The sequence below is a fragment of the Kumtagia ephedrae genome (assembly GCF_003012745.1).
In the GTDB taxonomy this organism is placed as follows: Bacteria; Pseudomonadota; Alphaproteobacteria; order Rhizobiales; family Rhizobiaceae; genus Kumtagia; species Kumtagia ephedrae.
This window is the reverse complement of record NZ_PXYK01000032.1, coordinates 1-25119: the sequence shown is the minus strand read 5'-3', so window position 1 is coordinate 25119 and position 25119 is coordinate 1. Positions and strand designations below refer to the sequence as shown.

The 25119-nt window shown below is 69.0% G+C and carries 20 protein-coding genes; 2 read left to right on the top strand and 18 right to left on the bottom strand.

The window, feature by feature from the left end; all coding sequences use genetic code 11:
- Positions 1 to 117: 117 nt before the first annotated feature.
- Positions 118 to 2448 carry a PAS domain-containing sensor histidine kinase gene (locus C7I84_RS24990; RefSeq protein WP_106774939.1) on the top strand — a complete coding sequence of 777 codons (2331 nt, stop codon included), beginning with the start codon at positions 118 to 120 and terminating at the stop codon, positions 2446 to 2448.
- Between the two features lie 263 nt (positions 2449 to 2711).
- Here C7I84_RS24990 and C7I84_RS24985 read toward each other — a convergent pair whose 3' ends face one another.
- From C7I84_RS24985 to C7I84_RS24965, 5 genes are all read right to left on the bottom strand, one after another.
- The gene (locus C7I84_RS24985) at positions 2712 to 3146 is read right to left on the bottom strand and encodes an EF-hand domain-containing protein (protein ID WP_106774938.1); all 435 of its coding nucleotides are present in this window, start codon (positions 3144 to 3146) and stop codon (positions 2712 to 2714) included.
- A 64-nt stretch (positions 3147 to 3210) separates the two neighbouring features.
- Complete coding sequence (locus C7I84_RS24980) at positions 3211 to 6174, bottom strand: bifunctional [glutamine synthetase] adenylyltransferase/[glutamine synthetase]-adenylyl-L-tyrosine phosphorylase (protein WP_106774937.1); 2964 nt, start codon at positions 6172 to 6174, stop codon at positions 3211 to 3213.
- Positions 6175 to 7617, bottom strand: coding sequence for a sensor histidine kinase (locus tag C7I84_RS24975; protein WP_106774936.1), 1443 nt, complete (start codon positions 7615 to 7617; stop codon positions 6175 to 6177). It abuts the gene before it with no gap.
- Between the two features lie 3 nt (positions 7618 to 7620).
- Entirely contained in the window at positions 7621 to 8295 is a 675-nt protein-coding gene (locus tag C7I84_RS24970) for a response regulator transcription factor (RefSeq protein ID WP_106774983.1), read from the bottom strand.
- A 188-nt stretch (positions 8296 to 8483) separates the two neighbouring features.
- Positions 8484 to 10019, bottom strand: coding sequence for a Do family serine endopeptidase (locus tag C7I84_RS24965; protein ID WP_106774935.1), 1536 nt, complete (start codon positions 10017 to 10019; stop codon positions 8484 to 8486).
- 185 nt (positions 10020 to 10204) lie between these two features.
- Between C7I84_RS24965 and C7I84_RS24960 the strand changes: the two genes are divergently transcribed.
- Positions 10205 to 11374 (top strand): adenylate/guanylate cyclase domain-containing protein, encoded by a 1170-nt coding sequence (locus C7I84_RS24960; protein ID WP_245428600.1) that lies wholly within the window; start codon positions 10205 to 10207, stop codon positions 11372 to 11374.
- Positions 11375 to 11413: 39 nt separating this feature from the next.
- Here C7I84_RS24960 and C7I84_RS24955 read toward each other — a convergent pair whose 3' ends face one another.
- The 13 genes from C7I84_RS24955 to C7I84_RS24895 form a co-directional block, all read right to left on the bottom strand.
- Positions 11414 to 11902 (bottom strand): cytochrome c-type biogenesis protein, encoded by a 489-nt coding sequence (locus tag C7I84_RS24955; RefSeq protein ID WP_106774933.1) that lies wholly within the window; start codon positions 11900 to 11902, stop codon positions 11414 to 11416.
- A complete protein-coding gene (locus C7I84_RS24950; protein ID WP_106774982.1) occupies positions 11899 to 13884 on the bottom strand; it encodes a heme lyase CcmF/NrfE family subunit in 1986 nt (661 codons plus the stop codon). The genes C7I84_RS24955 and C7I84_RS24950 overlap by 4 nt, the downstream gene beginning before the upstream one ends.
- A gap of 4 nt (positions 13885 to 13888) precedes the next feature.
- A complete protein-coding gene (gene ccmE, locus C7I84_RS24945) occupies positions 13889 to 14341 on the bottom strand; it encodes a cytochrome c maturation protein CcmE (protein WP_106774932.1) in 453 nt (150 codons plus the stop codon).
- A gap of 7 nt (positions 14342 to 14348) precedes the next feature.
- Positions 14349 to 15482, bottom strand: a complete 1134-nt coding sequence (gene ccmI / locus C7I84_RS24940) for a c-type cytochrome biogenesis protein CcmI (RefSeq protein WP_106774931.1) — start codon at positions 15480 to 15482, stop codon at positions 14349 to 14351.
- An 87-nt stretch (positions 15483 to 15569) separates the two neighbouring features.
- A complete protein-coding gene (locus tag C7I84_RS24935; protein ID WP_106774930.1) occupies positions 15570 to 15986 on the bottom strand; it encodes a hypothetical protein in 417 nt (138 codons plus the stop codon).
- Positions 15987 to 16094: 108 nt separating this feature from the next.
- A complete protein-coding gene (locus C7I84_RS24930; protein WP_280954233.1) occupies positions 16095 to 17513 on the bottom strand; it encodes an ATP-binding protein in 1419 nt (472 codons plus the stop codon).
- Positions 17510 to 18175 (bottom strand): response regulator transcription factor, encoded by a 666-nt coding sequence (locus C7I84_RS24925; protein ID WP_106774929.1) that lies wholly within the window; start codon positions 18173 to 18175, stop codon positions 17510 to 17512. Before C7I84_RS24925 ends, C7I84_RS24930 begins: the two co-directional genes overlap by 4 nt.
- A gap of 64 nt (positions 18176 to 18239) precedes the next feature.
- A complete protein-coding gene (locus C7I84_RS24920; RefSeq protein WP_106774928.1) occupies positions 18240 to 18548 on the bottom strand; it encodes a hypothetical protein in 309 nt (102 codons plus the stop codon).
- Between the two features lie 69 nt (positions 18549 to 18617).
- Positions 18618 to 18824 carry a hypothetical protein gene (locus C7I84_RS24915; RefSeq protein ID WP_106774927.1) on the bottom strand — a complete coding sequence of 69 codons (207 nt, stop codon included), beginning with the start codon at positions 18822 to 18824 and terminating at the stop codon, positions 18618 to 18620.
- A 101-nt stretch (positions 18825 to 18925) separates the two neighbouring features.
- Positions 18926 to 22825, bottom strand: a complete 3900-nt coding sequence (locus C7I84_RS24910; RefSeq protein ID WP_106774926.1) for a baseplate multidomain protein megatron — start codon at positions 22823 to 22825, stop codon at positions 18926 to 18928.
- A 3-nt stretch (positions 22826 to 22828) separates the two neighbouring features.
- Positions 22829 to 23296, bottom strand: a complete 468-nt coding sequence (locus tag C7I84_RS24905) for an NlpC/P60 family protein (protein ID WP_425351396.1) — start codon at positions 23294 to 23296, stop codon at positions 22829 to 22831.
- On the bottom strand, positions 23293 to 24183 hold the full coding sequence (locus tag C7I84_RS24900; RefSeq protein WP_106774925.1) for a DUF2163 domain-containing protein: 891 nt from the start codon (positions 24181 to 24183) through the stop codon (positions 23293 to 23295). The genes C7I84_RS24905 and C7I84_RS24900 overlap by 4 nt, the downstream gene beginning before the upstream one ends.
- Complete coding sequence (locus tag C7I84_RS24895; protein WP_106774924.1) at positions 24180 to 24830, bottom strand: DUF2460 domain-containing protein; 651 nt, start codon at positions 24828 to 24830, stop codon at positions 24180 to 24182. The genes C7I84_RS24900 and C7I84_RS24895 overlap by 4 nt, the downstream gene beginning before the upstream one ends.
- Positions 24831 to 25119: the final 289 nt, after the last annotated feature.

Sequence of the window (25119 nt, the reverse complement as noted above, 5' to 3'; positions counted from 1 at the left end):
ATCGGCTTGACGGTTTTTTAACAGCCCACTGGACAAGGCGAATCGCGTCTGATTCTTTAGGGCAGATTCGGGCGTGCGGCTTACCCGGATCATCTGGAAAATCGGGGAGCCATTCTCATGGCAAGGACGGACGCGTGGATCGCGCCCGACAGATCGGCTTTTGCCGGGCGCAAGGGGGTCCGCACCAGCGGCAGCCTGTTCCTGGCCCCCACCTATCGCCGGCTGCTGGCGATCGAGCCGCTGCTCAGGCGTTCCATCCCCATCCTGGTGATCGTCTTCCTGATCGTCATCGCGACAGTGCGCGTGCTGTCGCTGCTCGCCCAGCATGACGAGGTCGAGCGCAATGCGCGCACCGTGCTGGCGCTCGCCGCGGCGGGCCTGCAAGCCGAGCTGGCCAACACCGACGAGGGCGACAGGGCGACCGATGCGCGCGCGCTCGTCGACGACGCGAACCGTCGGGCCATGCCCGGCTCCCGCCATGTGCTCGCGGTGACGGACGAGCGATTCACCGTGCTGGCGGTCACGCCGTCCGCTTCGGCCTGGCGCGGCGCGCGCCTCGACGCCATCGTCTCCGGCGGGCAGCCGCTGTTCATGTTCGGCGACCGCGCCGGCGTGGCGGCGGTGACCATAGACGGAAAGCCGTGGTTCGCCGCCGTCGACCTTTCGGCCGACCGCAGCGTCGCCGCCGCGGCGCTGGTCCCGCAGGATGCCGTCTTCGCCGACTGGCGGCGCGCCGTCTCGCTCAACATCACCCTGTTCGTGCTGACCGGCAGCGTGCTGATCATCGTGCTCTACGCCTATTTCCGCCAGGCGGGACGCGCCCAGACGGCGGACCGCGTCTATCGCGACGCGCACCAGCGCATCGACCTCGCCCTCATCCGCGGCCGCTGCGGCCTATGGGACTGGGACATGGTGCGCGGCAAGATGTACTGGTCGCGCTCCATGTACGAGATGCTGGGCTACGAGCCCTGCGAGTCGATGCTGTCCTTCGGCGAGGTCGCCGGCATCATCCACCGCGACGACCACGACCTGTTCCACCTCGCCGAAAAGATCGTGGCGCGCGAGATCGACAACATCGACCAGGTTTTCCGCATGCGCCATGCCGAAGGGCGCTGGATCTGGGTGCGGGCGCGCGCTCAGGTGATCGACGCCGAGGCCTCCGAGATCAAGCTCATCGGCATCGCCGTCGACGTCAGCGAGCAGCGCCATCTCGCCGCGCGCTCCGAGGCCGCCGATCTGCGACTGCGCACGGCCGTCGAGAGCATCAGCGAATCCTTCGTGCTGTGGGACGCGGCCGGCCGTCTGGTCATGTGCAACACCAAATACCAGCAGGACAGCGGCCTCTCCGACCGGGACACCTTGCCCGGCACTCCGCGCCAGGAACTGGAAGGGCGCATGACCGCCTTCGTTGCCGAGCGGCGCATCGCCAACCCGAACGGGCCGCGCGGCGGCGCCACCTACGAGCGCCAGCTCGCCGACGGCCGCTGGCTGCAGGTCAACGAGCTCAAGACGCGCGACGGCGGCACCGTCTCGCTCGGCACCGACATCACGCTGATCAAGCAGCACCAGGAGAAGCTGCTCGACGGCGAGCGCCGGCTGATGGCCAATCTGCACGATCTCAGCCAGGCGCGCCGCAACGAGGAGGAGCGCACGCGCGAGCTGGTCGACCTCAACCGGAAATACATGAAGGAGAAGGACCGCGCCGAGGCCGCGAACCGCGCCAAGTCGGAATTCCTCGCCAACATGTCGCACGAGCTGCGCACGCCGCTCAACGCCATCATCGGCTTCTCCGAGCTGATGGCGTCAAAGCTGTTCGGGCCGCTGGGCTCGCCGCGCTACGAGGAATATGCCGGCGACATCAACAGCAGCGGCAAGCACCTGCTCGGCGTCATCAACGACATCCTCGACATGTCGAAGATCGAGGCCGGCCAGTTCTCGATGGAGCGCGAGGAGATCGACGTGCACCCGCTGATCAGCGAGACGGTGCGGGTCATCTCGCTGCAGGCGGCGCAGAAGTCGATCGCCGTGGAGACCCGCATCGCCGAGGCGATGACGCTGGTCGCCGACCGCCGCGCCATCAAGCAGATCGTCATCAACCTGCTCTCCAACGCAGTCAAATTCACCGGCGAAGGCGGCCACATCCTGGTGCGCGCCAAGAACGTCGCCGGCGCGATGATGCTGACCATCGAGGACAATGGCTGCGGCATCCCGAAAAGCGCGCTGACCAAGCTCGGCCGGCCGTTCGAGCAGGTGCAGAACCAGTTCTCCAAGAGCCATGCCGGCTCCGGGCTCGGGCTCGCCATCTCGCGCTCGCTGGCGGAGCTGCACGGCGGCAAGCTGAAGATCCGCTCGACCGAGGGCGTCGGCACCATCGTGTCGGTGCGCATCCCCGCGCGCAAGACGCCGGCGGTGGCCCGCGCCGAGCCGATGCGGGAAGCGGCGGAGTAAGGCGCAGCGACTGCCCTCCCCCTTGAGGGCAGGGCAATCGCATATGGCAGACGGCGACGAATTTCGCTGCTCCGTTACCCCCACCCCTAACCCCTCCCCTCAAGGGGGAGGGGGACTTTGCGGCTGCTATGCAATGCGAAACCGTCGACGATTCGTGGTCGGCGGAGACGCCAGCCGGTCCCCCTCCCCCTTGAGGGGAGGGGTTAGGGGTGGGGGTAGCTCCATATGCGATTGCCCTCCCCTCAAGGGGGAGGGAAGCAGCGTTACCGCCGCCAGTTCCTGCCCTGCCGCATCTCCTCCGGCACGATCTTGCCGTCGTCGTTGCGGTCCATCAGCGCGAACATCTTCTTCTGACGTGACTCGATCTCGGCCGCCGTCAGCATGCCGTCGCCGTCCGTGTCGAAGCGCTCGACGATGCGCCGCGCCCGCCGCTCGGCGCGCATGCGCTCGATCTCGGAGGCGATCTCGGCCACCGTCATCTTGCCGTCGCCGTCGGTATCGGCCGCGCCGATGCGGCTCTTCATCGCCGCCGCGAACTCCTCGAAGGTCACGTCGCCGCTGGAATCGGCATCCGCGCGCTCGAAGCGGAGGTTCTCGCGTTCGCCGCGCTCGCGCGGCCTCTCGTCGGCGAAGGCCGCGCTGCCGGATGCCGTGGCCACCGCCAGGAAGGCCATCGCCAGTTTCGTGGAAGTCTTCATTCCTGCTCTCCTTTGCATCGTCACCCCCGATGCGGTTCCGGCGCGACGTGACGGCGTCCGGCCGTCAGGTCCCCCCGGCACGAAGCAGCCGGCCGAAATGGCTTCGGACCCGCTGCGCCGTCTCCTTGACGTGCGCTTCAAGCACGCCGATGTCTGGCAAGTCGGTCGCCCCCATGAGAAGATCGATGAGGCCGGGCGGCGCCTCCTTGCGCTCGAACGGACCGGTCAGGCAAAGCCGGATCATCTGCGTGAGCGCGGCGTACAGCGCGTCGGCGTCGCAAAGCTCCTGCCGCGTCTGCGCGTCGGCGAAGGCGGGCGAAAGCCGTGCCAGCACCTCCGCCGTGCCGGTGACGCGGTCGCCCTCGGCATTGCCGGTCAGCACCGCGCATTGCGCGATGAATTCGAGGTCGATCAGCCCGCCGGGGATCAGCTTGATGTCCCACATGTCGCGCGGCGGCTTCTCCTCCTCGATCAGGCGGCGCATGTCGGCCGCTTCCTTCAAGACCTTGGCCGGCTTGCGCGGCAGCGCCAGCACCGCCTCGACCTCCGCCTCGACCTCGGCGCAGAACCCCGTGTCTCCCGCCACCGGCCGGGCGCGCACCAGCGCCATGTGCTCCCAGGTCCAGGCGTCGTTGCGCTGGTATTTGCGGAAGGCATCGATATGGGTGGCGACCGGCCCCTTGTTGCCGGAAGGCCGGAGCCTGAGGTCGAGCTCGTAGAGCACGCCTTCGGCGGTCTGCGCCGAGACCGCGGCGATCAGGCGCTGCGTCATGCGCGCATAATAGTGCGAGGGCGCCAGCGGCTTGTCGCCGTCCGATTCCTCGGCATCCTGGTCGTGGTCGTAGAGCAGGATCAGGTCGACGTCGGAGCCCGCCGTCAGCTCGCGGCTGCCAAGCTTGCCCATGCCGAGGATGGCGACGCGCCCGCCGGGCACGTGGCCGTGGCGGATGGCGAATTCGGCGATCACCGCGTCGAGCGCCGCCCCGATGGTGAGGTCGGCAAGGTCGGAAAACGCCTTTCCCGCCCGCGCCGCATCGATCGCGCCGGCGAGCAGCCGCACCCCGATCAGGAACTTCTGCTCGGATGCGAAGATGCGCAGCCGGTCGAGCACCTCCTCGTGCGTCGTGGCGCTCGCCACGAAAGAAGCCAGGCGGCCGGCCAGGTAGTCGCGGCTCGGCAGCTCGGCCAGCAGCGCCGGGTCGAGCAGCCCGTCGAAGACGTGCGGCCGCCGGGTGATGATGGCGGCGAGCGCGGGTGCTGCGCTCATGATGGTGGCGAGCAGCTTCAGCAGCGCCGGGTTGGACTGCAGCAGCGAGAACAGCTGGATACCGGCGGGCAGGCCGGCCAGGAAGGCGTCGAAGCGCAGCAGCGCCTCGTCGGCGCGCCGCGTCTTGCCGAAGGCCTGCAGCAGCGCCGGCGTCAGCTCGGTCAGCCGCTCGCGCGCCTCGGCCGAGCGGGTCGCCCGGTAGCGGCCGAAATGCCAGGAGCGGATGACCCGGCAGATGTCGCTCGCCCGTTCGAAGCCGAGCCGCTTCAGCGTCTGCAGCGTGTCGGGATCGTCGACGTCGCCGGTGAAGACGAGATTGCCGACGCCCGAGGAAAGTTCGGGCGCGCTCTCGAACAGCGCCGCATAGTGGCTCTCGACCTCCTGCAGCGAGGCGCGGAACGCCGCCGAAAAATCCTCGCAGCCGTCATAGCCCAGCATGCGGCCGATGCGGTCGAGCCCCTCATCTGTCTCCGGCAACGTGTGTACCTGTTCGTCCGCCACCATCTGGATGGCGTGCTCGACCCGGCGCAGGAACCAGTATTGCGCGGTGAGCGCGTCGCGAGCCTCCGCCGTGATCCACCGATGCTTCGCCAGCTCGGCCAGCATCGGCACGGTCTGGCGGCCGCGCAGCTCCGGGAAGCGGCCGCCGGCGATGAGCTGCTGCGTCTGCACGAAGAACTCGATCTCGCGAATGCCGCCGCGCCCCAGCTTGACGTTGTGGCCCCTGACGGCGATCTCGCCATGGCCCTTGTGCGCATGGATCTGGCGCTTGATCGAATGCACGTCGGCGATCGCCGCGAAATCCATGTACTTGCGCCAGACATAGGGCTGCAGCTCCTTCAGGAACCTCCCGCCGGCAGCGATGTCGCCGGCCACCGGCCGCGCCTTGATCATGGCGGCGCGCTCCCAGTTCTGGCCGCGTGCCTCGTAATAGTTGAGCGCGGCCTCAACCGGGATCGCCAGTGGGGTGGAGCCGGGGTCCGGCCGCAGCCGCAGGTCGGTGCGGAAGACATAACCGGCCTCGGTGCGGTCCTGCAGGATGCGCACCAGCCTTTTGGTGAGCCGCGAGAACAGGTCGGTGGCCTCGAGCGGATCAAGGATCGCCGGCGCCTCCGGCTCGAAGAACACCACCAGGTCGATATCGGAAGAAAAATTGAGCTCATGCGCGCCGAGCTTGCCCATGCCGAGCACGATCCAGCCGGAACCTTCGCCGGGTTTTGCCGGATCGGGCAGCTTCAGCTTGCCGGCCTCATGCGCGTCGCGCAGCAGGAAGTCGATCGCCGCGGCCGTGCAGGCGTCGGCCAGGTCGCTCAGGCGGCGCACCGACTTGTCCGCGCCGGCGGCGCCGGCAAGATCGTCGAGCGCGATCAGGAAATGCGCCTCCAGCTTCAGCCGGCGCAACTCGGTCATCAGCACCTTCTCGGTGACGCCTTCGCCAAAGGGCAGGCCGCGCACCGCCGCGACGATCCCCGCCAGCCGGTCGTCGATCGCGGTGTCGAAGAGCTGGTCGAGCATCTCCGGCCGGCGGCGGGCGCAGTCGCGCATGAAATCGGACAGGTCGAACACGGCGGCGAGGAACTCCGCCTCGGCGTCGCGGCCCGACAGCAGCGCCGACAGGCGCGGCAGATTCTTCTCCTTCGCCGCCTCGGCGACATCGCGCAGTTCCCGCCTTGCCTCCGCCGGATCGAGCGGCTTCAGCCGGGCCGGCCTGCCTTCGAACAGACGCGGTTTTGCCACTGCCTTGTCCGCCGCTCCCGCCATCTAGGTCTCCTTCCCGACCGGAAAGCTCATGATGACGGATAGTCCGGGATCGCGCGGCTCCAGATCAAGACGGCCGCCGTGGAATTTCATCACCGCCTTGGCGAGGCTGAGGCCGAGGCCGGAGCCCGGCTGCGACCGGCTCTGCTCCAGCCGTACGAAGCGCTCGGTGGCGCGCTTGCGGTCGGCCTCCTCCGGAATGCCGGGGCCGTTGTCTGAAACGGCGAGCACGATCTCGCCGCCCCGCTTCTCCAGCGCCACCGTCACCCTGGGCGCGGCGTTGGTACCGGCCGTGTATTTTATGGCGTTGTCGACGATATTGGAGACCGCCTGGGCGATCAGCTCGCGGTTGCCCTCGATCGTCATGCCCGCGGGGACATCGGCAGCCAGCGCCACCTCCGTCTCCTCGGCCACCGGCTCATAGAGCTCGACCACGTCGCGAACCACCTCGCTCAGGTCGACCGGCGCCGTCTGCTCGGCCGAATAGCCGGCCTCCAGCCGCGAGATCATCAGGATGGCGTTGAAGGTGCGGATGAGCTGGTCGGATTCAGCGATCGTCGCCTCCAGCGCCTCGCGGTAGCCCTTGTCGCCCGGTGCGCCGCCCAGCGCCGCCTCGGCGCGGTTGCGCAGCCTCGTCAGCGGCGTCTTCAGGTCGTGGGCGATGTTGTCGGAAACCTGCTTCAGGCCCTCATTGAGCTCGGCGATGCGGCCGAGCATGACGTTGAGGTTTTCCGACAGCCGGTCGAACTCGTCGCCGGCCCCGGTCACCGGCAGGCGTCCGCTCAGGTCGCCGCCCATGATGCGGCGGCTCGCCTCCGACACGTTGTCGATGCGCTTCAGCGCGCGGCGGCCGACGAAGAACCAGATCAGCAGCGCGCCGAGGCCCATGATGCCGAGCGCCGCCATCAGCGAGCGGCGCACGATGACGCGGAAGCGCTCAGGCTCGCCGAGGTCGCGGCCGACCAGCATGATCATCTGGTTGGGCATCCTCAGCACCAGCGCGATCGCCGCATGCCGGACCTCGGATTCCGCCGCGGGCGCTTCGGGCACCGCGGCGGAGCGCGCGCGGCGCTCTCCCTCGCCGAACCGCTGGTAGGAGAACGGCCGCTCGGTCCAGCCTTCCACGTCGAGCACGCCGGGCTCCAGGCTCTCGACATTGCCGGAAAGGATGCGGCCGTTGGCATCGGCGATCAGATAGAGATTGGCACCGGGCTGGCGCGAGCGCCGCTCGACGGTGCGCACCAGCAGCGGCAGCCCGCCGCGCTGGTAGGCGTTGGCAAGCCCGACCACCTCCTCGTTGATGGTGTCCTGCGTCTGCGAGGCGAGCATGCGCGCCGACAGAGCGGTCATGTAGAAGACGAGCGCCACCGCGCACAGGCCGAACAGCAGCAGATAGAGCGCCGAGAGGCGGGCGGCCGTGGTCCTGAAGCTGGCGGGAAGCCGCATCCGCTATGCAGCCTTCAGCATGTAGCCCGCGCCCCGCACCGTGTGCAGGATCGGGCTGTCGAACCCCTTCTCGATCTTGGAGCGCAGGCGCGAGATATGGACGTCGATGACATTGGTCTGCGGATCGAAATGATAGTCCCAGACGTTCTCGAGCAGCATGGTGCGGGTCACCACCTGCCCGGCATGCCGCATCAGATATTCCAGCAGCTTGAACTCGCGCGGCTGCAGGACGATCTCGCGGGAAGCGCGCCGCACCGTGTGCGACAGGCGGTCGAGTTCGAGGTCGCCGACCTTGTAGACGGTCTCTGCATCCTTGATGTTGGCCCTGCGGCACAGAACCTCGACCCGGGCGAGCAGTTCGGTGAAGGCATAGGGCTTCGTCAGATAGTCGTCGCCGCCGGCGCGCAGGCCGGTGACGCGGTCGTCGACCTCGCCCAGCGCCGAGAGGATCAGCACCGGCGTGCTGTTGCCGCGCGACCGCAGCCCGGCGATGACCGACAGGCCGTCGCGGCGCGGCAGCATGCGGTCGACCACCATGACGTCGTAGTCGCCTGTGTCGGCGAGCGTGAAGCCGCTGTCGCCGTCGCCGGCGACGTGTACGGTATGCCCCGCCTCCGAAAGCGCCCTCTGCAGGTAGTCCGCGGCTTCGCGATCGTCTTCGATGACCAGAATCTTCATCGGATCACCATACGCGAATTCGCGAAATTCTGCCGGCAGGATGCTCATCGCCTTTCCTCGCAATTGTGCGGCAGCGGCCCGATGGACCGCTGCCGCCGAACCGGCCGTGACAGACTGACTACGCCGGCCGGTCCGACGTTGCCGGCGGCGCCCGGGGGGGTGGTCGGGCGGAACGCCGGCAACACCGGTCAGCTGCGGCCGATGGGCAGCGCCACGAAGCGGCTGGTGTCGTCGCGGCTGAGCTGCATGAGGACGGCCTTGCGGCCGGCCTTGGCGGCATCGTCCATGGCGGTGGTCACGTCGCTCGGACCCTTGACCTCGCGCGAATTGACCGCGGTGATCACGTCGCCGGGCTGGATGCCGCGGTCGGCGGCATCGCTGTCCGGGTCGACATCGGTCACGACCAGGCCTTTGCCGTCCTCGGACGGAGCGACGGTCAGGCCGAGATCGGCGAGCGAGGACGGCTCGACCTGCTGCGGCTTGCCGTCGTCGGCCGAAGCCTGCGTGTCGCTGCCCGGCAGCGTGCCGAGCTCGAGCTTGACCTGCTCGGACTTGCCGTCGCGCCACACGGTCAGGTCGACCGACTTGCCCGGCTGGATGCCGCCGATGAGGCGGGCCAGCTCACGCGGCGAGCCGACCGGCTTGCCGTCGACGGCGGTGATCACGTCGCCCGACTTGATGCCGGCCTTGACGGCCGGACCGTCGGCCTGCGGCTCGGAGACGATGGCGCCCTTGGCGTCGGCCAGGCCGAGCGAATCGGCGATGTCCTTGGTCACCGGCTGGATCTGCACGCCGATCCAGCCGCGCGACACGCTGCCGTCGCGGATCAGGTCCTGCACCACGTCGCGCGCGGTCGAGGCGGGGATGGCGAAGGCGATACCGACATTGCCGCCCGACGGCGAGAAGATGGCGGTGTTGATGCCGACGACCTCGCCGTTCAGGTTGAAGGCCGGGCCGCCGGAATTGCCGCGGTTGACCGCCGCGTCGATCTGGATGAAGTCGTCATACGGGCCGGCGCCGATGTCGCGGCCGCGCGCCGAGACGATGCCGGCCGTCACCGTGCCGCCGAGGCCGAACGGATTGCCGACCGCCACGACCCAGTCGCCGACGCGCACCTTGCCGTCGTCGGCGAAGTCGACATAGGTGAACTTGCGGCTGTCGTCGACCTTGAGCACGGCGAGGTCGGTGCGCGGGTCGGTGCCGACCAGCTTGGCGTCAAGCTCGTCGCCATTGTCCATCACCACGGTGAAGGCCGAACCGCCTTCGACGACGTGATTGTTGGTGACGAGATAGCCGTCCTCGGAGATGAAGAAGCCGGAGCCCTGGGACATGGGACGCGGACGCGGGTTGTCGCGATTGCCGCGACGCTGCTGCCAGCGGTCGCTGCGATCGCCGTCGCCGCGGAACTCGCGGAAGAAGCGCTTGAGCGGGTGGTCGTTGGGAAGATCATCGAAGCCGGGGCCCGAGAAGACGTCGGGACCGCGATCGGACGCGGGCGAGATCTTGGCCTTGACCTGGACGCTGACGACGGCCGGCGAGACCTTCTCGACGACGTCGGCGAAGCCGGGGGCCTGCGGTCCGTCGATGCGGACGGCTTCGGCGAACACGGGCGCCGTGCCGCTGGTGACGGCACCGAAGCCGATCGCACCGGCAATGGCAAGGGACGCGGCCGCTGCAAGCAGGCGCGTGCGGGTCCGCGAAACGGGAGTGTTGGGGGTGTTCATGGTCGCTCTATTCCTCTTGAAGGGATGCGTCTCGAGCGGCATCCGCTGGCAAGAGAAATAGGAGCCGGCACATTACGGCGCCATTTCCGGCACATGAAATTTAGGTAATGTTCGCGGGAGCTTGGACTTCGCTTGTCCCGGCCCTCCTCCTATATGTCCGGTGCGTCTCGGCGCAGGAGGACATCGTGGCCGACCTGGAAAATTCACATCTGCAGCCGATCGCCGCCTGGCTGATCGGTCCGGCGCGCAAAAGCCTTCCGCCGGAGGGTATCGTCGGAGGGCTGGCGGAGCGTCTTGTCGTCGCCGGCGTCCCGCTGTGGCGGGTGCGGATCGGCCAAAGGGTTTCCAATCCGCTGATCGGCGCCTGGGGCGTGATATGGACCAGGGACGGCGGCGCGGAGCTCTACACGGTGCCGCGCAGCATGCTTTCCACCGCCTCCTATCGCGGCAGCCCGTTCGAGCACGTCATCACCACCCGCACGAGCTTCCGATGTTCGCTGGAACATCTGGTGGCGGGCCGCGACCATCCCGTGCTGTTCGAGCTGGCGGAAGCCGGCAGCACCGGCTATCTGGCCCTGCCTATCGAATATGGCGACGGCTCGGTGCAGGTCGGCGCCTTCACGACGGACCGGCCGAGCGGCTTCGCGGATCCGGAGGTGGCGTTGATCGAGGAACTGGCGCCGGCGATCGCCGCCGCCCTGGAGCCGGCCGCCATGCGCCATTCCATGGAGAGCCTGCTCGAGGTCTATCTCGGCTCCGGCCCGGCAAGCCGCGTCGTCAAGGGCGACTTCCAGCGCGGCCAGATGACCGAGGCGGAAGCCGCGGTGCTGGTGACCGACATGCGTGATTTCACCGGCCAGTCGGAACGGCTGGCCCCCGACGCGCTGCTCGACCGGCTGGGACGCTATTTCGAGGTGGTCGTCGATTCGGTCCGCGCCGAGGGCGGCGACGTGCTCAAGTTCATCGGCGACGGCGTGCTTTCCGTCTTTCCCGCGCGCGACTCCGGACGCCGGGATGCCTGCCTGCGCGCCGCCCGCGCCATCGCCGCCGCGTTCGCTCACGAAGCGGCCAGGGATCTGCCCTTCGTCGCCGCCCTGCATGTCGGGCCGCTCGTCTACGGCAACATCGGCAGCCGCGACCGGCTCGACTTCACCGTGGTCGGCCCGACGGTCAATTATGTCAGCCGGCTGGAAGGCATCGCCAAGGCGCTCGACAAGCGCGCCGTCTGCTCGGCCGAGGCCGCCGCCGAACTGCCGGCCGAAGCGGTCGGGGACCTCGGCAGGCACGCGCTCAAGGGATTTGCGGAGGAGCAGCGGGTGTTCGAGTTGATGACAGCGATCGGCAATCACCCGTAGCTCGCAGTCGGCCACCAAAGCGTCAGGGGTGGCTGTCAGTCAGGCGCCTTCTGGCCGCCCCTTGCCATTCTCATCGAGAATCCGCCGCAGCGCCGCCTGCTCCTCGCCGGAAAGCTTCTCGCTTGCGTATCGCCGCCTTGATCGGCCGAACGCGAAAACGACAGCGCCGCCCACCACCAGCAACAGCACGGGCGTGCCCCACAGCAGCGCGTTGCGGGCGTTGAAGCGCGGCTTGAGCAGCACGAACTCGCCGTAGCGGGCGACGACGAAGTCGAGCACCTGCGCATCCGTGTCGCCGGCCGACAGCCGCTCGCGCACCAGCACGCGCAGATCATGCGCAAGCTCCGCGTCGGAATCGTCGATCGACTGGTTCTGGCAGACCATGCAGCGCAGCTCGGCCGAAAGCGACCGCGCCCGCGCCTCCAGCGCCGGATCGGCCAGCCTCTCGCCCGGCTGCACCGCGCCGGCGGGGATTGCAGCCGCGACGGCGAGCAGCAGCGCGGCGGCAAGGATGCCGAGCCGCCTCACGCCTTGGCTCCGGAGGGCACGGCCGACGGCCGGGTACGCCGCGACGGCGCGCCGACGCGCAGCCGCCGATCGGTCAGCGAGACGGCGCCGCCCGCCATCATGACCGCCCCGCCCAGCCAGATCAGGGTGACCAGCGGCTTCCACCAGATGCGGACGACCATGCCGCCGTCGCCCGTCTCGTCGCCAAGCGAGACATAGAGCTGGCTCAGGCCCCGCGTCAGGATGCCGGCTTCGGTGGTCGGCATCTGGCGGGCCGTGTAGATGCGCTTGGACGAGATGAGCGCGCCGCGCGAAACTCCGCCCTGCATCAGCACGAAGCGCGCCTGCGTCTCGGTGAAGTTGGGCCCCTGCACCGGCGCGACGCCCTCGAAGCGCAGCGTGCGCCCGGCGATCTCGGTGGTCTCGCCCGGCTTCATGACGGTGATGTGCTCGACTTCGAAGGCGACCGTCGCGACGATGCCGAGAACGCTCAGCCCCATGCCCATATGCGCCAGCGCCGTGCCGAACACCGAGCGCGGCAGTCCGGCGAAGCGCCGCGCGGCGACGCCGAGCGGCACCGCACCGAGGGCGGATTTCTGCGCCAGGTCGGTGAGCGCGCCGAGAACCATCCAGACCGCGATCCCTATCCCGAGCGCGGCGAACACCGACGCGCCGTCGACCAGCAGCAAGGTGGCGAGCACGGCGAGCAGCGCGCCGCCGAACGCCGCCATCAGCCGCTGCGCCACCGCAAAGACGTCGCCGCGCTTCCAGGCGAGCAGCGGCCCGAAGGGGATGAGCAGGAGCAGTGGCAGCATCAGCGGCCCGAAGGTCAGGTTGAAGAACGGTGCGCCGACCGAGATCTTGTCGCCGGAGATCGCCTCGACCACCAGCGGATAGAGCGTGCCGACCAGCACCGTCGCCGTCGCCGTCGTCAGGAACAAATTGTTCAGCACCAGCGCGCCTTCGCGCGAGATCGGGTGGAACAGTCCGCCGGCCGTCAGGCTGCCGGCGCGCAACGCGAACAGCGCCAGCGAACCGCCGATGAAGACGACGAGAATGCCGAGGATGAAGACGCCGCGCGTCGGATCGGTGGCGAAGGCATGCACCGAGGTCAGCACGCCGGAACGGACCAGGAAGGTGCCGAGCAGCGACAGCGAGAAGGTGAGGATGGCGAGCAGGATCGTCCAGATCTTCAGCGCCGAGCGCTTTTCCATGACGATCGCCGAGTGCAGCAGCGCGGTACCCGCCAGCCATGGCATGAAGGAGGCGTTCTCGACCGGATCCCAGAACCAGAAGCCGCCCCAGCCGAGCTCGTAGTAGGCCCAGTAGGAGCCCATGGCGATGCCGCCGGTCAGGAACACCCAGGCGGCCAGCGTCCACGGACGCACCCAGCGCGCCCAGGCCGCGTCGATGCGTCCTTCGATCAGGGCGGCGACGGCGAAGGAGAATGAGATGGAGAAGCCGACATAACCGAGATAGAGCAGCGGCGGATGGATGGCGAGGCCGATGTCCTGCAGGATAGGGTTGAGGTCGCGGCCCTCGAACGGCGCCGGCTCGAGCCGGACGAACGGGTTCGAGGTGGCCAGCACGAACAGCAGGAAGGCGGCGCCGATCCAGCCCTGCACGGCCAGCACGTTGGCGCGCAGCGTCGCCGGCAGGTTGCGCCCGAACACCGCCACCAGCGCGCCGAAGAAGGCAAGGATCACCACCCAGAGCAGCATCGAGCCCTCGTGGTTGCCCCAGGTGCCGGTGACCTTGTAGAGCATCGGCTTCAGCGAATGCGAGTTCTGCCAGACATTGGCGACCGAGAAGTCGGACTGGACATAGGCCGCCGTCAGCGCCGCGAAGGCGAGCGCCGTCAGCGCGAAGCCGGCGATGGCCACCGGCCCGCCCGCCGCCATCAGCCGCGCTTCGCCGGTGCGCGCCCCGACCAGCGGCACCACCGACTGGACCAGCGCCAGCGCGAAGGCCAGCACGAGGGCGAAATGGCCGGTTTCGACGATCATGTCACGACCCCGATCCCGCCGTCTCGTCCTTCCACACGCCCTTCTCCTTCAGGCTGTCGGCGATTTCCTTGGGCATATAAGTCTCGTCATGCTTGGCGAGAACGCTGTCGGCGGCGAAAACGCCGTCCGGCCGCAGGGTTCCTTCGGCGATGATCCCCTGCTCTTCTCTGAAAAGGTCCGGCAGGATGCCGACATAGGCGACCGGCACCGATCTTTCGCCATCGGTCACCGAGAAGGACACTTCCGTCCCCTGCCCGCGCTTCACCGTGCCGGCTTCGACCAGCCCGCCGAGCCGCACGCGTTGGCCTGGCTCCAGGGCTGCTGCCTGCAGCTCGGCCGGCATGTAGAAGAACGACGCCTTCTGGCCGAGCGCGTAGAAGGTGAGCGCCGTGGCGGCGCCGAGGAAGGCGAGCGCGCCGGCAATCACGGACAGTCGCTTCTGCTTGCGGGTCATCGGCGTCTCACTCCGTCGCCGGCAGGCCGAGCGAGGCGGCGAGCGCCAGCAGGCGCCTGCCGTCCTCGCTGTCGCCGTCGAGCGCCTCCAGGCCGCGCGCCAGCGCATCCCGGGCCGCATCCGTCCGGCCGAGCATGGCATAGGAACGCACCAGCCGCATCCAGCCTTCCGGATCGCGCGGATTCTCCCTGAGCTTCTGATCAAGCCCGGCCACCATCTGCTCGATCATGGCGGCGCGGTCCTGCGGCGACATCTTCTGCGCCGCTTCGATCTCGCTTTGGCTCGGCCCGGCGGCGGGAGGCGCATCGGCCGCGGCGATGCGGCGGTCCGCCTCGGCGATCGCCTGCTGCACCGCCTCGCGCCATGGATTGTCGGCCGGCAGCGCTGAAAGCATCGTCCGCCACGCCTCCCCCGCCTCCTTCAGCCTGCCCTCCTGGGCGAGCGCGGTAGCGAGATAGAAACGCGCCTTCGGATTGGCGGGGTCCGCCGCCATTGCCCGCTCGAAGGAAGCTCTTGCCTCGGCGGTGACCAGCCCGCCGGCAGCGCTCGCCTGCGCCTCGCCGAGACCGGCAAGGCGGTCGGGCGTCTCGCCGAGCAGGCGGATGGCGTTGCGATAGGCGGAAACCGAATCGGCGAAGCGCCCGCCGCGCAGGTAGATCGGCGCCAGCACGTCCCAACCGCGTCCATCCTCGGGATTGGACACGAGATGACCCTCGGCGCGGGCGATCAGTTCCTCGAGCGAGCTGTCGGCAGGATCTTCGGCCAGCCGGGCGCTCAGCGGCTGGCCGGGCAATGCCGGCGAGCCGGTGACGGCGTAGACGCCCCAGGCGATCACGGGAACCGCAAGCACGGCGGCAACGGCGACCATGCGCGGAAGTTTTGCGCCGGCCCTTGCGGAATCCGCGTTCTCGGGCCCGGCCAGCCGCAGGATGCGCCGGCCGATCTCGGCTTTCGCCTCCTCTGCCTCGGCAGGGCCGATCAGGCCGCGCGCGGCGTCGCGCTCCAGCTCCTTGAGCTGGTCGCGATAGACCTCGATGTCGTGATCACGCGGGTTGTCGGCGCGGGTCCGGCCCGCCAGCGGCAGCATCACCGCCAGGCTGGCAGCCAGCGTCAGCAGCGCGGCGACGATCCAGAACAGCATGCGCCTTCCAATATCCGTGTCGGCGGCCCCTGCCAATCGCCGGCGCTGCGGCTGATTGACCGGGCGTCGGCCGTCCGGGCCGGGCTGTCAGCTCAGCGTCGCCCAGCTTCCGTCGGCATTGCGGCAGGCCGTGCCGCGCGCCGTGCGCGTGGCGCCGTCGATCACAACCTTGTGCGTATACTGGCGGCAGTCCTGCGATCCGACCCGGTAGGGCTGCGCCGGCACCACGTCGCCGGAGCGGCCGGCGCGGCCGCCCGTCCAGGAGACCGTCTGCCCGCTCTGGGTGTATTCGAGCGCGTGGTATTCGGCGGCGAGCGCCTTCTGCCTGTCGCCGGAGCCGAGACCGGAGCCGAGCGACCCGGTGATCAGCCCGCCGACCATGCTGGCCTTGCCGGAGCCGCTCGGCGGCGTGACGTCCGTGCCTGCGCCGCCACCGGCGCCCGAGATCGTCGCGCAGCCCGAGATCGCCAGAAGAGTGGCAAGCAGCACCGTACGAATAGCCATTCCCACCACCGACCGATGCCGCGCACGACATTGTGAATGCCGCCGCGATAGGGTTGATATTTGGCCGAAATTTGGCCGCGGCACCTTGCCACGGCCAAGCCTCAGCCTCTACTCGACGCGGCGCAGGAGGACAACCGCCTTCAGACCGCCGATGCCGGCGCGGCCCAGTTCGATCGCGCCACCGTACTCGCTGACCAGATCGGAAACGATCGCCAGGCCGAGTCCGGTTCCCGGCTTGCTCTCGTCCAGCCGCCTGCCGCGCTTCAGCACCTCGCGCGCCTTGTCCTCGGGAATGCCCGGCCCGTCGTCCTCGATGGTGATGGCGAACATGCCGTGCTCGTCCCTCGGAGCGGCCGGCGCGAGCGACACCGTCACGCGCCGGTTCGCCCATTTCATCGCGTTGTCCAGGAGGTTGCCGACGATCTCCTCCAGATCCTCGCGCTCGCCGGCGAACAGGATGTCGGCCGCGGGCGGCGCGAACGACACGCTGACGCCGGCATTCAGCTTCGCCATCACCCGTACCATACGCTGCAAAAGCGGCGTTACCGGCGTGCGGTAGACGACGCTGTCGCGCTGCGCGGCGATGCGCGCCCGCTGCAGATAGTGTTCGAGCTGGCTCTGCATGGCCGTCGCCTGGTCGGCGATGATCTTGCCCTTGTCGCCGCCCAGCGCCCGCGCCTCGTTGATCAGCACGGCCAGCGGCGTCTTCAGCGAATGGGCGAGATTGCCGACCTGGGTGCGCGAGCGCTCGACGATTCGGCGGTTGTTCTCGATCAGCGCATTGGTCTCGTTGGCGAGCGGCTCGATCTCGGTCGGAAAGGTGCCGCGCAGCCGCTGCGCCGTGCCCTCGCGCACCTTCGCCAGCGCTTCGCGCACGCGGCCGAGCGGTCGCAGGCCGAGCAGGATCGCGGCGGCGTTGATGGCGATCATGCCGATGCCGAACAGCGACAGGTAGGTGAACAGCCGCCACTCGAAGACGTCGATCTCGCGCTCCAGCTCCGAGCGGTTGCCCATGACGCGGAAGCGCGCGACGCGGTTCTGCTGGTCCAGCACGAACTCGCTCTCGAGCACTTCCAGTTCCTCGCCGCCGATGCCGTCGGTGAGATAGTTGCGCTGGAAGCTTTCGTTGAACGGCGCCTCCTCGGCGCTCGGCGAGGGAACGTCCTGCGTCATCGACAGCGAGCGCAGGTCGCCGGTGAGCCCGCGCGCCACCGGCTTGACCTCCCAGTACCAGCCCGATTCCGGTTCGGAGAAGCGCAGATCGCCGAGATCCGGCGAGCCGGTGAGCATACCGGAGGCCGACACGCCGACGGAGCCGATGAGGTTGAACAGATGCGCCGAAAGCAGGCTGTCGAAGCCGCGCTCGCTGGCCTGCTGGTAGAGCGCGGCAATCACCGTGTAGATGGCGATCAGCGCGATGATCGCCCAGATGGTGGAGAAGGCGACGACGCGGACGGCCAGCGAGCGCGGCGCCAGCCTCGGCGTCCAGCGCCGCGGTTTTTCCGCCCGCGGCGCGACGTCCGTCACGCCGCCGGCTCGCGCATGCGGTAGCCCATGCCGCGCACCGTCTCGATCATGTCGACGCCCATCTTCTTGCGCAACCGGCCGACAAACACCTCGATCGTGTTGGAATCCCTGTCGAAATCCTGGTCGTAGAGATGCTCGACCAGCTCGGTGCGCGAAACCACCTCGCCCATGTGGTGCATCAGATAGGCCAGCAGCCGGAACTCGTGCGAAGTCAGCTTCAGCGGCATGCCGTTCATGTCCGCCTTCGACGCCTTGGTGTCTAGCCTGAGCGGCCCGCAGGTGAGTTCGGATGAGGCATGCCCGGCGGCGCGGCGGATCAGCGCCCGCAGCCGCGCCAACACCTCCTCGATATGGAACGGCTTGGTGACGTAGTCGTCGGCGCCGGCGTCTATGCCGGACACCTTGTCGCTCCAGCGGTCGCGCGCCGTCAGGATCAGCACCGGCATTTTTCGCCCGTCGCGGCGCCAGCGCTCGACCACGCTGATGCCGTCCATCTGCGGCAGGCCGACGTCGAGCACGACGGCGTCGTAGGGCTCGGTGTCGCCGAGGAAATGCCCCTCCTCGCCGTCGAAGGCCTTGTCGACCGCATAACCCGCATCCGTCAGCGCCTGGGTGAGCTGCCGGTTCAGGTCCTTGTCATCCTCGACGACCAGTATCCGCATGGAATCATCCGCCAGAACAGGGGAAGGGCATCTTACAGGACCGGCGGCGCCACGCGAACCGAGCTCAGTTCAGCGGCACGACGACTTCGGTGCGGCGCGGGCGCTGGCCGTCCTTGCCGGGGATGAGGACGACGATCACGCAGACCGGCCGCCCGCCCTGGTTCGACTGGCTGGCGCGCGCCAGCGTGCCGCCCCGCTGCGCCGCCACTTCCTGGCCGATCGCATAGCAATCCGCCTGGACCAGCAGCACGGGGCGCTCGCCACCGGAGACCGGCGGCAGCATCACGGGACCGGCAACCGCTTCGGAGGCCAGGAAGCCCGCCGCGCCGAGCGCCGCAAGGCCGGACCGGAGGTGGGAAAGCAAGCGTTTCATGCCGCCGTTTCTAGCGCATTCCTTCTGAACGCGGAATGAACGATTCCAAGGGCAACTCGGTAGGAAATCTCACCCGATCCGCGCCTTCGCGGCCAGCCGGCCGAGCAGCGCCACCACGCCGGCGACCGCCGTCGCCGCCTGCAGCAGCGTGTCGACTAAGGCCGCATCGTCGAAGCCGTCGGTCGGCACGCCGAGCAGGCCGAGCAGCGCGACCAGGATGGTGACGACGGCGGCCCACACGGTGCGCGACAGGTACCAGGGTTTGCTGTCGGACATTTGTCGAATCCTTTCAAGCAATTGGGGGAAAGATCGAAGACGCCGATTCAGGCCGTTCAGACACTGAATCATCTTCATGAGAGACCGGGCCAGCCGAGTCGTCAGAGAGCGAACCGCCGCGTCGCCGGAATGCCCCAGCCGGCGGGAAGGCTGAGCTGGCGCACCGTCACGTCGAGTTCCGAAGGCATCCCGCCGAAATCGGCAAGGATCTCGGCTACCGGATAGGTCCACGCCGGCAGCACGACGGTCACGCTGCGCACCACCAGCCCGCCCACGGCGGCGACGTCGATCCGGCATCCCTGCCGCTCCTCGCCCAGCGGGATTTCCGTCGCCGCCCAGTCGTCGGCGTCGATCCGGCCGCGCCGCACCCAGGAGAAGGCGAGGTCGCCGCCCGTGACCTTCCTGCATCTCAGATGCACCGGCGCCAGCGGCAGCCTTGCCCGGAGGCCGCCGGTGCCGGAATGGCTGGCGAAGGTCTCGACGGACAGCACCGCGCCGGCCGGACCGACCCGCCAGTTCAGCGGCAGCCCGATCTCGCCGGCCGCCAGCCCGGCGGCCCTCACCCGCTCGTTGAGCAGGACGAACGGCGCGCCGGCCGCCGCGCCCGCCGCCATCGCATCGCCGGTGCCGAGCTGGCCGCGCAGCAGCCGGCCGAGCCGCCACAGATCCGGCGCGATTTCTTCGGCCGTCTCGAACTGCAGCACCTCCCAGACGCCATTGGCAGCCAGCACCGCCGCCGCATTGGCGCCGTTCAGCAGCTGCAGCCGGCTGACGCTTTCGGCCTCGGCATCGAACAGCGTGACGAGAAGCGCCGTCGACCGGTCGACCCGCCCCTCGAAAGCGCCCGGTGGCAACGGGTCTGCAAGTTCACCCAGATCGGCCGGCCGATCGATCGTCGCGCGCTGCGAAAACCCGGTCGTGTCCGGCGAGGCGAGCAGCACCTGGCTGCGCCACGGCCTTTGCCAGGCGGCAACGCGGAAATGATCCTGCGGCGCGGTCGTCGCGGCGCGGCCCGGCAGGTCGAGGAACAGCACATGCGGCTGGCCGGCCTCGATCACCGGACCGGGCTGCGTCTCCGGCGGAACATTGGCCCACACGGACGGCGCGGCCCGCTCGATGCGGCGTGCCTTCAGTCGCCGCACCAGCCCGTCCTCGACCTCCGTCACCAGATATTCGGAGATGTCCGGCCCCGGCAGCCGGATGACGGCCCCCGGCTCCAGCCCCTGCCTGTAGCTTGCGACCGAGAACGCCACGGTCTCGCGGCCGGCCCAGGCGCGGGCCAACCAGTCGGCGACAAGCGCTTGCGCCTGCTCGCGCTCGAGCACGCCGGGAAAGCTCACCGTCTGCTGGCGCTTTCCCGCCGCGCCCGCCCGCAGGCAACGCACGGAAGCCGACTGGAACGCCGCCAGCGGATCGCAGAAAGCGAGAACCGCCTCGACGGGAAGCTCGTGATCAGGCGCTCGCGTCCGCTCGACGGTGGCGGCGCCGTCCTCCACGACCATCGCCTCGATCGTCAGCGGCGCGGCCGAGCGCGCTCTCGCCGAGCGGAACACCAGCCCGCCGGGCTCCTCCCGGACGGCGAGGTCGAACAGATCGACCAGCGGCTCGAGCGCCGCCCGTGCCGAACCCGGCTCGTCGACGACATAGCCGTGCAGGCAGCCGTCGGCCTCGCTCGCATCCGCCGCCGGCAGCCCATGGTCGGAAAGAATGGCGTTGATCAGCGAGCCGGCGTCCGGGCCCTCCAGCCGGCCGTTCAGCCAGTGGCCGAGATGCCAGTTGGCGCCATCCGCCCAGACGTCCGCCTGCAGCGGAAATGCCGGAAACGGCCGCGCGTCCCAGCACCAGACATAGATCCTTTCATGGTCGAGCATGCGCCCGCCATAGACGGGCGAGAGCGGATTGTCGGCCGGCCGGAAACCTTGGCTCGCCGGATCCCAATGCGCGGCATGCGCCTCGAGAAAACGCTTGACCGCCAGGTCGCTGCGGCCGCCACTGGAGAAGTAGGGCGTGAAACTTTCGCTCGACTTCGGATCGACGAAGACGTTGGGCTGGTTCGGCCCCTTGTCGACGGCGGGGCAGCCCAGCTCCGTCAGCCAGATCGGCTTGCCGCGCGGCACCCAGTCGGTCGGCGTCGGCAGTTCCACGCCGCCTATCCGGTTGAAATGCGGGTTCGACCACCAGCCGACCAAATCCTTGTAGCGGAACACCCAGGGCTTTGCGTGGGCGCCGTCGGTGATCGGCGAACGCAGCCGCGCCTGGCGGTCGGCGAAGCCGGCATAGTGCCAGTCGAAGCCCTCGCCCGAATTGATCGCCGCGCGCAGGGCTTCCGGATCGTAGGGTCCGCTGGCGCCGTCGGGATTACCGGAAAAATAGTCGGCGTCGCGCCAGTCCGACAGCGGCATGTAATTGTCGATGCCGACGGCGGCGACCGACGGCCGCGCCCACAGCGGGTCGAGATGGAAGAACACGTCTCCCGACCCGTCGGCCGGGCGGTGGCCGAAATACTCGGTCCAGTCGGCACCGTAGCAGATCGCCGTCTCCGGCCCGAGCAGCGCCTTCACCGCGTCGGCCAGTTCGCACAGCGTCTCGACGAAGGGAAAGGCGTTCGCTCCGTCGCCCAATGTGGTGAGCCCGCGCATCTCCGAGCCGATCAGGAAGGCGTCGACGCCGCCCGCCGCCAGCGCCAGATGCGCGTAGTGCAGCACCAGCCGGCGAAATCCCCAGTCGCCCGCGGAGCCGTCGAACTCGACCGTCTCGTCGTCGATGGAGAAATCCGCCCGCTCGGCCGCCCCGCAAAACGCCTCGACCTGCAAGCGCGCTGCCGCGGTCTTGTCCGCGGACTCCGCCTGGCTTGGCCCGGGAAAGCAGGTGATGCGACCGCGCCAGGGATAGGTCGCCTGCTCCGTCCCGCCATAAGGGTCGGGCAGGTCGTTGCCGGGCGGCACGTCCATCATGACGAAGGGATAGAGCGTCACCTTGAGGCCCCGCGCCCTGATCTCGCGGATCGCGGCGACGACTGAGGCGTCGGTCGGCGTGCCGCCATAGGCCGATCCGCCGCCATGCGAGGACACCAGCCTGGCGCCGCCGCGCCCGACGCCGGAGACGCTCCACGGTTTCGAGAAATCGACGCCGGTCGCCTTGGTCACGCCGGGCCGCACGGTGCAGTGGCCGGCGCGCAAATCGTCGCCAAACCAGGAGACCACCAGCGCGATGTCGGCGAGGTTGGGGCAAAGCGCCTGCAATTCGTCGAGCGAGGCGGTGATGTCGGTCGCGCCGAACAGCACATGCCGGTTTTCCGGCACTGTCTCGCCCGGCCGCAGCCTTTTCGTGATCGGCCGCGGATCGAGCCCGTATTCGGTCGAGCCGGGAATCAGCGCCACGGCGCGGATGCCGTCGCGCAGCCCGCCCACCGGGCGCAGCACCTCGAACTGCATCTGCGGGATGCGGTTGCCGTAGTCGTTGAGCGGAAGCCGCTCGAACACGACATAGGCGAGCCCGCGATAGGCCGGCGTGTTGTCCGCGCCCTGCCTTGCCGCGATCAGCGGATCGGGCGGCTGGTCGGCAGTACCTCTGTGAACCCGCATCTCGAGCTTGGTGAGATCCAGCTCGCGCCCGTCGGCCCAGACGCGCCGCACGCCGGCGATCTCGCCCTCGCACAGCCCGAAGGCGGCATTGCCGAAATAGCTGTATTCGGTGACCTTGGTGCCGCCTTTGCCGCCCTGCCGGCGGGTGGTCGAGACCTCCTCGAAGCGCGTTGCCCAGATCAGCACGCCGCCCAGCCGCGCCGTGCCGTAGAGCCGCGGCACCGGCGCCCCCTCCTCGGCGGTCAGCGGGCGAGCGCCGGAAAGCCGCGGTCCCTCGATCCGACGTGTCCCGTCGAGCAGGGCGCGGTCGAGCGTGTAGCCCGCCAGCGCCCCGGCGGCCGTGCCGATCGTCGCGCCGAAGGAGCCGAACAGCCCGCCGAGATAGGCGCCGGCGGCTTGCAGGAGAAGAACTGCCATGGATCAGCCCTGACGATCAGGCGTCGAGATGTCGGGAAAGGCGAAAACCCCGGCGATGCGCTTTCGCCATTGCGGCACCAGCGGGCTCACCACCACCGTGCTGCCCTCGTAGGCATGCACGAAGCGGTCGGGCGCGATCAGGATCGCCGCATGTTTTGCCGGCAGGCTTGCACGCCAGCGGAACAGCAGCAGGTCGCCGGCGGCCGCCGTGCCGGCCGGCTTCTCGCGGCAGTGCCGCCGTGCCGCTTCAAGCAGGCGGTCCTCGCCGCCGGCCTCGGCCCAGTCGGCCGCATAGGGGCCGGGCTCCTCCGGGACGGTCCCGTAGACGCTTCGCCAGACGCCGAGCAGCAGGCCGAGGCAGTCGCAGCCCACGCCCTTGCGTGATCCCTGGTGCCGGTAGGGCGTGCCGACCCAGCCCAACGCCTCGGCGACGATCCGCTCCGCCGCGTCGTATCCCGCGCCCATGTTCATGGCACCAGCGGTCCGCCGTCGAACACGTCGCCGTCGACGGCGTAGCCATAGGCCGCGTCATTGCCGGGAAGATGCGGAAAGCCCTGGAAGTTCAGCGCGTTGCCGAACTTTTCCTTGCAGGTGGAAAAAGCCTTGTCGCAGCCGGCCCGGACGACGAAACCGTCGCCGAGTTCCGGGGCTACGCCCTCGCCCGGCTGGAGCGCCAGGCAGACGCCGGTCTGCTCCTTCACATGGCTGGTCACATGCGAGACCCGGCTGGCCAGCGCCCCGGTGGTCCATTCGACACGCCCGAGCGAGAACCAGCCGGAGGCGAATCCGTCCAGGCCCGAAACCGTCAGCAGGTCGGGAGTGGATGCGGCCAGCACCGTGCCGCTGCCGGAAAACGCCGGCTGATCGAGCATAAAACGACAGCGGCCATCGCCCAGCTCGGCATCGCATCTCTTGGAAAAATAGCGGCCGTTGACCTGGTCCAGCGCATGCGCGCGGCTCTTCAGCTCGGCGACGAAGGCGTGGTCGCGCCGCGTGATCTTGCCGATCGTGGCACTGCGCAGCACGGCGAACTGCGACGGCTCGGCCCAGTTGACCAGCAGCGTCTCGACAGTCGCCCCGTCATAGAGCCCCCGCGCGATGTCGGCCTCGTCGATTTCGTCGGAGGACAAAGCGCCCTCGACGTCCACCGTGTCGATCGCCAGGCCCAGCGTGTCGCGTGCCTCCGTCGCGCTGAAGCCGGTGAGCGGCCGGAAATCGGCAGCATCCACCTTGAGCGGCCGGTCGTGGTCGGTAAATCCCCTGACCGTGCCGTCGCGCCGCGTCAGCCGCCAGCAATGGCAGACGGTCGTCGTCTCGCCGTCGAGATGCGCGGCCAATGCTTCCGGATAGACGCTCAAAGCTGCACCTCCACCAGCGGGATCGAGGGGATGCGGCCGGCCTTGAAGGCGCTGATGCCCACCTCCAGCCGGTCTGTGTCGAAGCGCACCGGCACGTCGAACTCGTAACCGGCCGTCACGACCTCGCCCGCGCCCGGCACGGCTGCCGGCGCGAACACGATATCGCCGGTCGCCTCGTCGAAGCCGTAGTCGCCCGGCGCCGCCGGCGGGCTGCCCGCCACCGCCACCCGCAGCGTCTCGACCACGGGCTTGCGGATCGGCCGGACATAGGAGCCCGCCCCGTCGCCGTAGCGCTTGACCAGGGCAAACCGCGCCCTGCCGCCGTCGCCGGTGCCGAGCACCTGGTCCGCGTCGGACGGCGCCTGGTCGGCACGGCACGATTTCATGTCGAACGGGTCGCGGAAGCGGAAGCCGTGCAGCGAGCCGCGCCGCGCCTCGAAGAAGGCGACGATGTCATAGAGGTCGGCCAGCGAGCGCACGCCGGTGCCGGCGTCGTAGTGGTGGCGCGACTGCGCGAAGCGGGCGTTGCGCTTCTCGCGCCCCGAGGTCAGCGCCACGATCTCGTTGCGCCGCTCCGGCCCGCCGGTCGCCCCGAACGACACGGCGACGGGAAAGCGCACGTCATGAAAGGCGGAAAGTTCGGTCATGTGAATTCCCTGTAGGGCAGTAGGGCAGTAGGGCAGTAGGGCAGTAGGGCAGTAGGGCAGTAGAACTGCGAGCCGGAGGTCCCAAAGACGGTCAAGAAAATTCGGCCGACGGTCATGCCCTTCTGGAACTAAGCTCACGGAGGTTATTTGCAGGGAGTGGCAGCCCTACTGCCCTACTGCCCTACTGCCCTACTGCCCTACTGCCCTACTGCCCTACTGCCCTACTGCCCTACTGCCCTACTGCCCTACTGCCCTACTGCCCTACTGCCCTACTGCCCTACTGCCCTAC

Coding starts and splice junctions, on each gene's coding strand:
- C7I84_RS24915 (WP_106774927.1), bottom strand. CDS start 18,824: ATGTCCGACAGCAAACCCTGGTACCTGTCGCGCACCGTGTGGGCCGCC.
- C7I84_RS24920 (WP_106774928.1), bottom strand. CDS start 18,548: ATGAAACGCTTGCTTTCCCACCTCCGGTCCGGCCTTGCGGCGCTCGGC.
- C7I84_RS24925 (WP_106774929.1), bottom strand. CDS start 18,175: ATGCGGATACTGGTCGTCGAGGATGACAAGGACCTGAACCGGCAGCTC.
- C7I84_RS24970 (WP_106774983.1), bottom strand. CDS start 8,295: ATGAAGATTCTGGTCATCGAAGACGATCGCGAAGCCGCGGACTACCTG.
- C7I84_RS24990 (WP_106774939.1), top strand. CDS start 118: ATGGCAAGGACGGACGCGTGGATCGCGCCCGACAGATCGGCTTTTGCC.
- ccmE (WP_106774932.1), bottom strand. CDS start 14,341: ATGACCCGCAAGCAGAAGCGACTGTCCGTGATTGCCGGCGCGCTCGCC.
- C7I84_RS24895 (WP_106774924.1), bottom strand. CDS start 24,830: ATGACCGAACTTTCCGCCTTTCATGACGTGCGCTTTCCCGTCGCCGTG.
- C7I84_RS24910 (WP_106774926.1), bottom strand. CDS start 22,825: ATGGCAGTTCTTCTCCTGCAAGCCGCCGGCGCCTATCTCGGCGGGCTG.
- C7I84_RS24965 (WP_106774935.1), bottom strand. CDS start 10,019: ATGAACACCCCCAACACTCCCGTTTCGCGGACCCGCACGCGCCTGCTT.
- C7I84_RS24905 (WP_425351396.1), bottom strand. CDS start 23,296: ATGAACATGGGCGCGGGATACGACGCGGCGGAGCGGATCGTCGCCGAG.
- C7I84_RS24935 (WP_106774930.1), bottom strand. CDS start 15,986: ATGGCTATTCGTACGGTGCTGCTTGCCACTCTTCTGGCGATCTCGGGC.
- C7I84_RS24985 (WP_106774938.1), bottom strand. CDS start 3,146: ATGAAGACTTCCACGAAACTGGCGATGGCCTTCCTGGCGGTGGCCACG.
- C7I84_RS24975 (WP_106774936.1), bottom strand. CDS start 7,617: ATGCGGCTTCCCGCCAGCTTCAGGACCACGGCCGCCCGCCTCTCGGCG.
- ccmI (WP_106774931.1), bottom strand. CDS start 15,482: ATGCTGTTCTGGATCGTCGCCGCGCTGCTGACGCTGGCTGCCAGCCTG.
- C7I84_RS24980 (WP_106774937.1), bottom strand. CDS start 6,174: ATGGCGGGAGCGGCGGACAAGGCAGTGGCAAAACCGCGTCTGTTCGAA.